At 39.5% G+C, this 8,823-nt stretch carries 8 protein-coding genes; all 8 read right to left on the reverse strand.

What is annotated here, in order from left to right; all coding sequences use genetic code 11:
* Positions 1 to 215: 215 nt before the first annotated feature.
* Positions 216 to 434, reverse strand: a complete 219-nt coding sequence (locus BKP35_RS18765; RefSeq protein ID WP_071314908.1) for a DUF2905 domain-containing protein — start codon at positions 432 to 434, stop codon at positions 216 to 218.
* Positions 434 to 1,432, reverse strand: coding sequence for a Holliday junction branch migration DNA helicase RuvB (gene ruvB, locus BKP35_RS18770; RefSeq protein WP_071314909.1), 999 nt, complete (start codon positions 1,430 to 1,432; stop codon positions 434 to 436). Before ruvB ends, BKP35_RS18765 begins: the two co-directional genes overlap by 1 nt.
* Positions 1,433 to 1,685: 253 nt before the next feature.
* Positions 1,686 to 2,297 carry a Holliday junction branch migration protein RuvA gene (gene ruvA / locus BKP35_RS18775; protein WP_071314910.1) on the reverse strand — a complete coding sequence of 204 codons (612 nt, stop codon included), beginning with the start codon at positions 2,295 to 2,297 and terminating at the stop codon, positions 1,686 to 1,688.
* A gap of 156 nt (positions 2,298 to 2,453) precedes the next feature.
* Positions 2,454 to 3,062, reverse strand: a complete 609-nt coding sequence (locus tag BKP35_RS18780) for an intercompartmental signaling factor BofC (protein WP_245742008.1) — start codon at positions 3,060 to 3,062, stop codon at positions 2,454 to 2,456.
* Positions 3,063 to 3,236: 174 nt separating this feature from the next.
* Positions 3,237 to 4,577: a YhcN/YlaJ family sporulation lipoprotein gene (locus BKP35_RS18785; protein ID WP_071314912.1), complete on the reverse strand. Its 1,341-nt coding sequence runs from the start codon at positions 4,575 to 4,577 to the stop codon at positions 3,237 to 3,239.
* Positions 4,578 to 4,706: 129 nt separating this feature from the next.
* The gene (safA, locus tag BKP35_RS19890) at positions 4,707 to 6,002 is read right to left on the reverse strand and encodes a SafA/ExsA family spore coat assembly protein (protein ID WP_071314913.1); all 1,296 of its coding nucleotides are present in this window, start codon (positions 6,000 to 6,002) and stop codon (positions 4,707 to 4,709) included.
* 666 nt (positions 6,003 to 6,668) lie between these two features.
* On the reverse strand, positions 6,669 to 7,772 hold the full coding sequence (nadA, locus tag BKP35_RS18795; protein WP_071314914.1) for a quinolinate synthase NadA: 1,104 nt from the start codon (positions 7,770 to 7,772) through the stop codon (positions 6,669 to 6,671).
* A 73-nt stretch (positions 7,773 to 7,845) separates the two neighbouring features.
* The gene (gene nadC / locus BKP35_RS18800; protein ID WP_071314915.1) at positions 7,846 to 8,685 is read right to left on the reverse strand and encodes a carboxylating nicotinate-nucleotide diphosphorylase; all 840 of its coding nucleotides are present in this window, start codon (positions 8,683 to 8,685) and stop codon (positions 7,846 to 7,848) included.
* Between the last annotated feature and the right edge of the window lie 138 nt (positions 8,686 to 8,823).

The following is an 8,823-nucleotide window of genomic DNA, read 5'->3' on the forward strand; positions in this document are numbered from 1 at the left end:
TTCATGACGGCAACCGTCACCATCTAATGTGGAAAAGGCGGGTGCTTTCCCTCACTTCACCTTGACCTTCTGACGAATCTCAGACGTTCGTTCACAAAAGCACCCGACTTTTTCCATACAAACCCCCATGGCGAGGGTCCTAATCAACTAACCACTAACCAACTTTTTAAGCTTTTATAGCATACAAAAAAGAATACATTGTTGACAAGTACAATTCATCGAAATCTCCCGATAAAATATAGGATTAACGAGATAACGACGCTTAAAACTATCGAGGTCACAATTGGAAAATAAATAGTTGTATTACCTTTTTTAAATAGAATATCACCAGGAAGCTTTCCTATAGGAAAAAATCTTCCACCTACCTGCCATAAAAGACCGATCACAACTAAAATGATTCCAACCGTAATGAGTAATTTAGGGATATTTGGCATTACTCAGGCACCTCCATTTGAAAATGTTCGTATACTTTATACGTTACCATTCTACCCCGAGGAGTTCTTTGTAAAAACCCAATTTGTAATAAATATGGTTCATAAACATCTTCAAGTGTGTGTGACTCTTCGCCAATCGTTGCGGCAATTGTATCAAGTCCTACTGGACCACCGCGAAACTTTTCAATAATGCCTTTCAAAAGTTTATGATCAATATGATCTAAACCAAGTTTGTCTACTTGAAGTCGGTCAAGTGCATCAATCGCTAATTTATAATCAATATAACTATTTCCTTGTACTTGGGCAAAATCTCTAACACGTCTTAATAATCGATTAGCGATTCTAGGAGTTCCTCTTGAACGCCTCGCCAATTCAACACTCGCTTCATCTTCCAGTTCTACTTCATAAATTTCTGCTGTACGTGTAACAATTTTTTTTAAATCTTCATTTGTGTAATAATCTAAACGTGATAATACTCCGAAACGATCTCGCAATGGAGACGATAAAAGTCCAGCCCTAGTCGTTGCCCCAACTAATGTGAATGGTGGCAAATCAAGCCGCACCGACCGAGCTGTCGGTCCTTTTCCAATTACAATATCTAAACAAAAATCTTCCATCGCTGGATAAAGCACTTCTTCAACGACCCTGTTTAAACGATGAATTTCGTCAATAAATAACACATCGCCTGGCTCTAGAGCCGTTAATATCGCTGCCAAATCACCTGGACGCTCAATTGCGGGGCCTGATGTCGTTTTTATTTGTACACCCATCTCATGAGCAATGATCGTTGCTAATGTTGTCTTACCTAATCCAGGTGGACCGTACAAAAGAACATGATCTAAAGCTTCATTCCGTATTTTCGCAGCTTCAATAAACACTTTTAAATTATTTTTAACTTTATCTTGTCCAATATATTGGTTAAGCAATTGAGGACGAAGTTGGTTTTCTAGGTTTTCCTCTTCATGCTGTGCCTCAGCAGAAACCATTCTTTCTTCCATTATTCTCCCTCCTATTAGAAAAGCGTAAGGCGCCCGCCTATCGGCGAAATGCTCCTGCGATTACTCGTCGCAAAGCTGCAAAGAAGTAACTCAGGCAGTAGCTTCACTGGAAGGCCTGCACGTAGCGGTCAGGTTTTAGACCGCAAGTGAATGACTGAAGTGGTCGAGCAGATGGCGCCTGAAGCTAGACAGCTTTTAAAATTTTTATGCTTTCCTACCTTTTAAGAAAAGCGTAAGCGCCTTGATCACGCTACTACAGCTTTAAAAGGAGCTGTAAAGCCTTTTTTATGTACTCGTCTGTTGTTAAATGTTCCTTGGCAAGTTTTGGAGCAACCTTTTTAACTTCTCTTTCTACATAGCCTAATGCTTTTAAAGCCTCAAGAGCATCTTCTAGTTCTTTTGAATACGTTGTTGCTTTTTCTTCAGTCTTTAATTCATAAACAGGACCTACTAAGCCCGGCATAAAATCTGTAAGTTTTCCCTTTAAATCCAAAATAATTTGACGGGCTGTTTTTTTTCCAACCCCTGGGAATTTCGTTAAAAAATGTTCATTCTCTTCTTCAATTGCTTGAACAACCTGTTGAGGCACACCTGAAGCCAAAATCGCTAATGCCCCTTTTGGACCGATTCCTGAAACATTTAATAACTTTTCAAACAATGCCTTCTCTTCCCTAGAACGGAAACCAAATAACTTAATGGCATCTTCTCGCACATGCTGATATGTATAAATTGTTACATCTACTTCTTCATCTACTTTATAAATAAACGGGTTAGCACAAAAAATTTGGTAACCGACTCCATTTACAGCAATTACAATCGATTGCGTATCAATGTAGTTAACTTTTCCTTTGACAAATTCAATCACAAATACCTCTCCATTCTAAAAACGAACATTTATTTCTGTTTTATTTTATCATAAAAGATTGCAGATTAAAGACTTAAAAGCCTAAAACCATCGTTGGCTTTAGGCTTTTTCTTAGATTACAGTAATATAGTTCGTAATTTATTACTCGGCATAACTTTACATTTCCTGTTTAGCATATTTCTTATATGTTTTTAATACTTCTTCATAACGATCTCTAGATAATACTGGAATGCCATTTTGAAGTTCCCTTTGTTGATGACTTTTTAATTCTTTTGTATTGATTTGAAAAAAAGACTGAATTACTTTTTCTCCCGCTGGGTTACCATCATAAATATTTAAAGTACCTTCATCAGAAATACCAAAATATCCATTGATTTTTAATAATGGAGAAATATCGTCAACCTTTTGTTGGAAAACAACTGTCGCTTCGTTTTGATCTATTAATTCCCATTCACGGTATTGGGCCCAAAAATCTTCCATAGACCAAATCGTCTCTTCAACAATTTCCTCGCTTATTTCACCGTCTAAATATACTCTTGCTAATACGACTTGAACTTGTTTTGGATCATTTGTAATAGCTGAAACAGGCACAGCTGAATGAATTTCTGCTTTACTACTTTCACGAATAAAAGGTGCCTCAGCAGCGGTTGATGATAATTGCTGTTGATCAATTATCGTAAAAAATCCAGCAATAATTATTAATAGTCCAATTAACCCAATAAATACAGGGTGTTTTTTTACAATAGTTAATATTTTCGTTGCCAATTTAACCACCACCATTACTTTAAAATTGGCCTAATGCGATTGAATTACAAAAAGCCTTTATGCTTAGCAATAATTATTATCGCCAACCATAAAGACTTTTATCCATATTGACTAAATTTTACTTGTTATAGGCAAAGAGGCTAGCCATATTAGCCTCTTTTGCCATGTTATTTTTTATCGAGTTCTTTCAAACGGGCGTTGAACAGCACGGCCAAAGTCACCGAACATTTCGGTAATTGTTGCACCGACTTCGTCTATCGCTTCTCCGCCACGTAATCTGTCATCTACAGTGCGAACACGGTTAAATTGATCGCGTTCAGTAACAACGGTTACTTCTCTATCCCCTGCCATATCACCTACGGTACGGCGAACATCTTGTTCAACACGCTGAATGTCATCACCATCTGCATCGACACCTACGAGTATTCTATTGTCATGAACAATTACTCTTGAGTCTCTTACATTTTCAACATCAGCTAATCGTGTGTTAATTCTTTGTACTGTTTGGGTATCATAGCCCTCAGGATAAGCAAAATTTCTCATTCCTCTTTCGGTATCCGGTGTAATCCGATCACCTAAACGAACATCTGCGTCTCTCCCGGCACCTCGAGTACCCACACCAGCTCTTTCGTCTTGTAAAGTTCTACCTGTTTGTCCTAGTCCGCCAATGCCAGCACGTCCAGTTGTCCCACGACCATCACGGCCTCTTAAAATGCCACGATCGTCTACATATCCTGCACGGTCACCAACGATACCAGCACCGCCAACTCCAGGAATACGATTTTCTACTTGAGTACCACGGCCAGCACCTGTCATTCCACCAGGATGACCAGCTGCGCCACCGAAACCAGTTTGACCTCTCATACCTAAACCAGTTCCTCGCTCAGTTGCTCCATCGAAGCCTGTTGCACCTGACGCACCAAAGCCTGCTCCGCCACCTGCTCCATGGCCTGCTCCGGCTCCGCCACCTATTCCAAAGCCTGCTCCATGGCCTGATCTAGCTGCACCACCAATGCCTGCTCCGCCAACTCCTGCGCCACCGATACCGGCTCCACCAGCACCATGACCTGCTCCACCAACTCCTGCGCCACCGATACCGGCTCCACCAGCTCCATGACCTGCTCCGCCAACTCCTGCGCCACCGATACCGGCTCCACCAGCTCCATGACCTGCTCCAGTAGCGCCGCCTCTTCGGTCTGCGCCAAATTGTCCTGTCATTCCACCATGTTGCCCTGTAATACCTCTTTCACCTGCTAATCCTGTTCCTGGACGACGTGTATCTCTCCCAAAACCTCGTGCCCCTCGACGGTCATCTCGTGTAAACATATCAGTTATTGGACCTTCACCTGCACGTTGTCCTGTAAATCCAGCACCATCACGTTGATCAGTTTGATGATATCCAAAACCTCGTTGATCTGCCCCTAAACCTGTAGTGCCTTGTGGTGCATCCCAGCACCCGACTAAACCACCTAAAAGTAGTGTTGCTGCTGATAATGTAATCGCAAATTTTTTCATTGGTTTGTATCCTCCTTTCACACTTAATTTGTCATCTTTAACGTGAAAATAATCTGTTATATGTAGGAAGTATCGGGGATTTTTGATAATAAAAAAAAGCCAACCGCTAGCGATTGGCTTTTCAGTATTTTAATCTTCTGATTCATCATTTCCTGTTTCTTCATAATAAGGTGGACGATATTGTTGCCCTGGTGGAAACTGTGGTTGTTGCCCAAAACCATAAGGTTGTTGCGGAGCCATCGGCATTTGTGGATATGATGGCTGCATTGGCATTGGTTGCATTGGTTGCTGTGGATAATAATGCATTGGATGCATCGGTTGCTGTGGCATTGAAACATCACCATATTGTGGTGAAACACCCGGTTGCCCCCAATAATTTTGCGGTGCTGGCATATCATCCATATCATCATCAAATTCGATATCATCATCTTCAGGCATTTGCGGCCACTGTTGTGGTGGCTCCATACCATAAGGTGGTGCTGGTGGTGGTTGCATTCCTGGCATTGGTGCCCCTACTGGTGAGTAACCATATTGCCCAGGTTGTTGGTAGCCTAGCATCGGCTGCGGCGCTACCTGTGGATATGCCGGCATCGGTGGTGCTGGCGCATACCCTGGCATTGGCATTGGTGTTCCTACCGGCGGCATTGGCTGGTATTGCGGGTATGCTTGGTATTGTTGCACAACCGGCGGTGCTTGATAAGAGCAACCTGGCATAATTCCAGTAACCGGATAGCATTTATCAGGCATCGGCATTTTCGGTGGCATTGTAGGTTTTACCATCGGTTCAACATATTTCTGTATAGGCTTTTCAATAGGCTTCTCTATTGGTTTCTTTACTGGCTTTTCAATAGGCTTCTCTACCGGTTTTGGTACTGCCTTTTTAGGTGGCACCGGTGGTGGTGTTACAGGCTTTGTTACTTTTGGTTTTACTGGCATTTTCGGTGGTTCAGGTACTTTAGGTACTGGTGGCGGTGCTGGCGGTGCCGGTGGCATTGGTTTATAAATATTAAAGTTCATATTCATGTTGTGTAGATGTTGTTCATATTGTTTTTGTGTTAGTTGCATTGGTTGTTGTATTGGTTGTATATGAATAGGTTGTTTTACAACCGGCGCTTCCGGTTTTACCGGCTTCTTTACTTCTTCAGGCATTTTTGGTGGTGGAACTTTTACTTCTTTTTTAGGAACTGGAGCTTCTTTGGGTTGTTCTTTTACTTTCGGTTGTTCTTTCACTACTGGTGCTTCTTTTTTAGGTACCTGCTTCTTAACAGGTACACCGCCTGTTGGAATTTTTATTTTCATTCCCGGCATAATGACATCTGGATTACTCAAATGGCTATTGACTGCTTTAAGTTGTTCAAAATCAACATCATACTTTTGTGCTAAATTCCATAAAGTATCTCCTTGCTGAACAATATGAATTTTCACGTCATATTCCCTCCTTATACTAATTCTTCAGCAATAGCATATATTTTTTTAAAATTACATGCTTCTAATCTACAAATTATTACATTTGCCGTTGCTGATAAAATGTTACGTTTTTAATCTCCGTAGCATTAATAAAATAAATATCAATAATGTCCTTCAGCACAATTTATGCAGTTGAATTGTTATATATAACCACTTAATCATCGATTTGTTTAAGAAAGTCGGTCGTAGTTTACAAACAAAACCAACATGTCGCACTCCATCATCATCAAATATGGAAAAAGGCGGGTGCGTAAAAGGAGGGCAATCTTCTTCTCTTCACTGTAAAACTCTAACGACTTTTAGAGGCTCGTTCAGAAAATTGCCCTCCTTTTTTCATACAAAACCTTCATGACGGGTACCGTCACCATCTTGAATGAAAATGTCGGTCGCTTTTCTCTCGCTTCGCTGTAAACTTCTATCGAATTTTAGAGGCTCGCTCAAGAAAAGCGACCGAGCATTCTTTTTCATACAAACTCCTCATGGCGATGCACTGTCAACAATCCACATGGATAAGTCAAGTTCTCCCTTTCCAACTAACCAACAAATCACTAACCAACTTATACAAAAAAAAGACAAAAGCAGCATGATTAACTACTTTTGTCACCTTATAAAAACATTACTATTCTAAGCTCTTTGAAGCATACGATTTACTGCTAAAAGCGCATTTTCTGCAACTTCTTTTTCAACTGTTATTTGATTAATTGGATTTCCATTTTCAATACTTTCTAAAGACCATAATAAATGAGGGAGGTCAATTCGATTCATCGTTAAACATGGACACATATTAGGATTTAATGAAAAAACTTGTTTGTCTGAATGAATTTGACTTAACCTTTTTACTAAGTTCATTTCAGTACCTATCGCCCATATCGTATTTGCTTCTGCATCTTTAAGTTTATTAATAATGTAACTAGTCGATCCATCATAATCTGATAATTGAACGACTTCATGACTACACTCAGGGTGAACTAAAATGTTCACTTCCGGATGTTGCTTTCGAACTTCTTCAATATTTTCTACTGTAAATTTTTCATGAACAGAGCAATAACCTTTCCATAAAATGACCTTAATGTCATTAACATCTCCATCAAATTCTAACTTCTCTAATTCTGGATCCCAAATCGCCATTTCTTCAAGCGCAATCCCTAAATCAAAAGCAGTGTTTCTTCCTAAGTGCTGATCTGGTAAAAAGAAAATTCGCTCTTTCTGAGTCAATGCCCACTCCACCATTTTTTTGGCGTTTGATGAAGTAACCGTCGCTCCATCATGTTTACCACAGAATGCTTTAATTGCAGCCGTGCTATTAACATAAGTCAACGGTAACATCGTATCCCCAAAAATTTCTTGAAGCTTAATCCAGGCTCTTTCTGTTTGTTCAATGTCAGCCATATCTGCCATCGAACAACCAGCTCTCATGTCTGGTAATAATACTTTTTGATTATCGTTCGTTAAAATATCTGCAGTTTCTGCCATAAAATGAACACCACAAAAAACGATATATTCTGCTAACTCATTATTAGCTGAAAGCTGAGCTAGCTTTAATGAATCGCCAGTATCGTCAGCAAATTGAATGACCTCATCTTTTTGATAATGATGTCCAGGAATATAAAGCCGAGTACCGAATTTATCTTTAATTTCTTGAATTCTATTTTCCATTTCTTCTGTCGACATCTCTTTATAACGATCAGGGATTGTAACTGTTTCATCCATCATTTCTAAAATACTCATTTGATTCATCTCCTTTTGGGTTTTGAGTTTTGAGTTGTTTAGTCTACTCGGAGAAGCCGAACAGCTTCTAGAACTAAATTTCCGATTCGATATTAAAGCTTATATCTAACGCTTTTGCTGAATGAGTTAGAAAACCTAGTGAAATATAGTCAACTTCTGTTTTGGCGTAACTGCTCACATTATCGATGGTTATCCCACCTGAAGCTTCAGTTATAATTCCTTCTGGCACTAATTTTTTTAATCCAATAATCTCTTCTGGAGAACGGTTATCGAACATAATAATGTCTGCTTTTGCTTTCACTGCTGCGATAACATCATCCTTTGACTCTGTTTCAACTTCAATTTTCACAGTATGCCCTAGCTTTTCACGTACTTTTTTCACAGCTTTTTCTATTCCACCCGCTGCAGCAATATGGTTATCTTTAATCATTACTGCATCGGATAGCCCGTAGCGATGATTAAACCCACCACCACAAGTCACCGCATATTTTTCTAACATCCTAAGTCCAGGGGTAGTTTTTCGCGTATCACAAATCTTTGTAACATACCCTTGTGTATTTTTAACTGCTTTTTTTGTGATTGTTGCAATACCGCTCATTCGTTGCACTAAATTTAAAATAACACGTTCACCTTTTAACAACTCCACTACAGGGCCATTAGCAGTAGCGATAACATCACCCTTTTTTACTTCTTGCCCATCTGTTACGTAGCACTCGGTGGATATTTCATCATTTAAAAGTTTAAACCCTTGTTTAATAATGCTGACACCACTAAATACTCCATCATCTTTCGCTACAAATACTCCTTTACCGAAATCATTATTAGAGAAAATTGTTTCACTCGTTAAATCACCAATACCAATATCCTCATTAAAAAATTGTTCTAACATTGCTTTCAGCCTTAAGTCATTCATGAAATAGACAACTCCCTCTATAAATATTGATATACCAACGGTTTGAGCCGTTGGAGAAGTACCAAAAAAATATTTTTCGACACGACCTCTAACATTATTTTTATAATATGTGAAACTATGCCAATTGGTGGGTACGCT

The organism is Anaerobacillus arseniciselenatis, from assembly GCF_001865995.1.
Taxonomy (GTDB): Bacteria; Bacillota; Bacilli; order Bacillales; family Anaerobacillaceae; genus Anaerobacillus; species Anaerobacillus arseniciselenatis.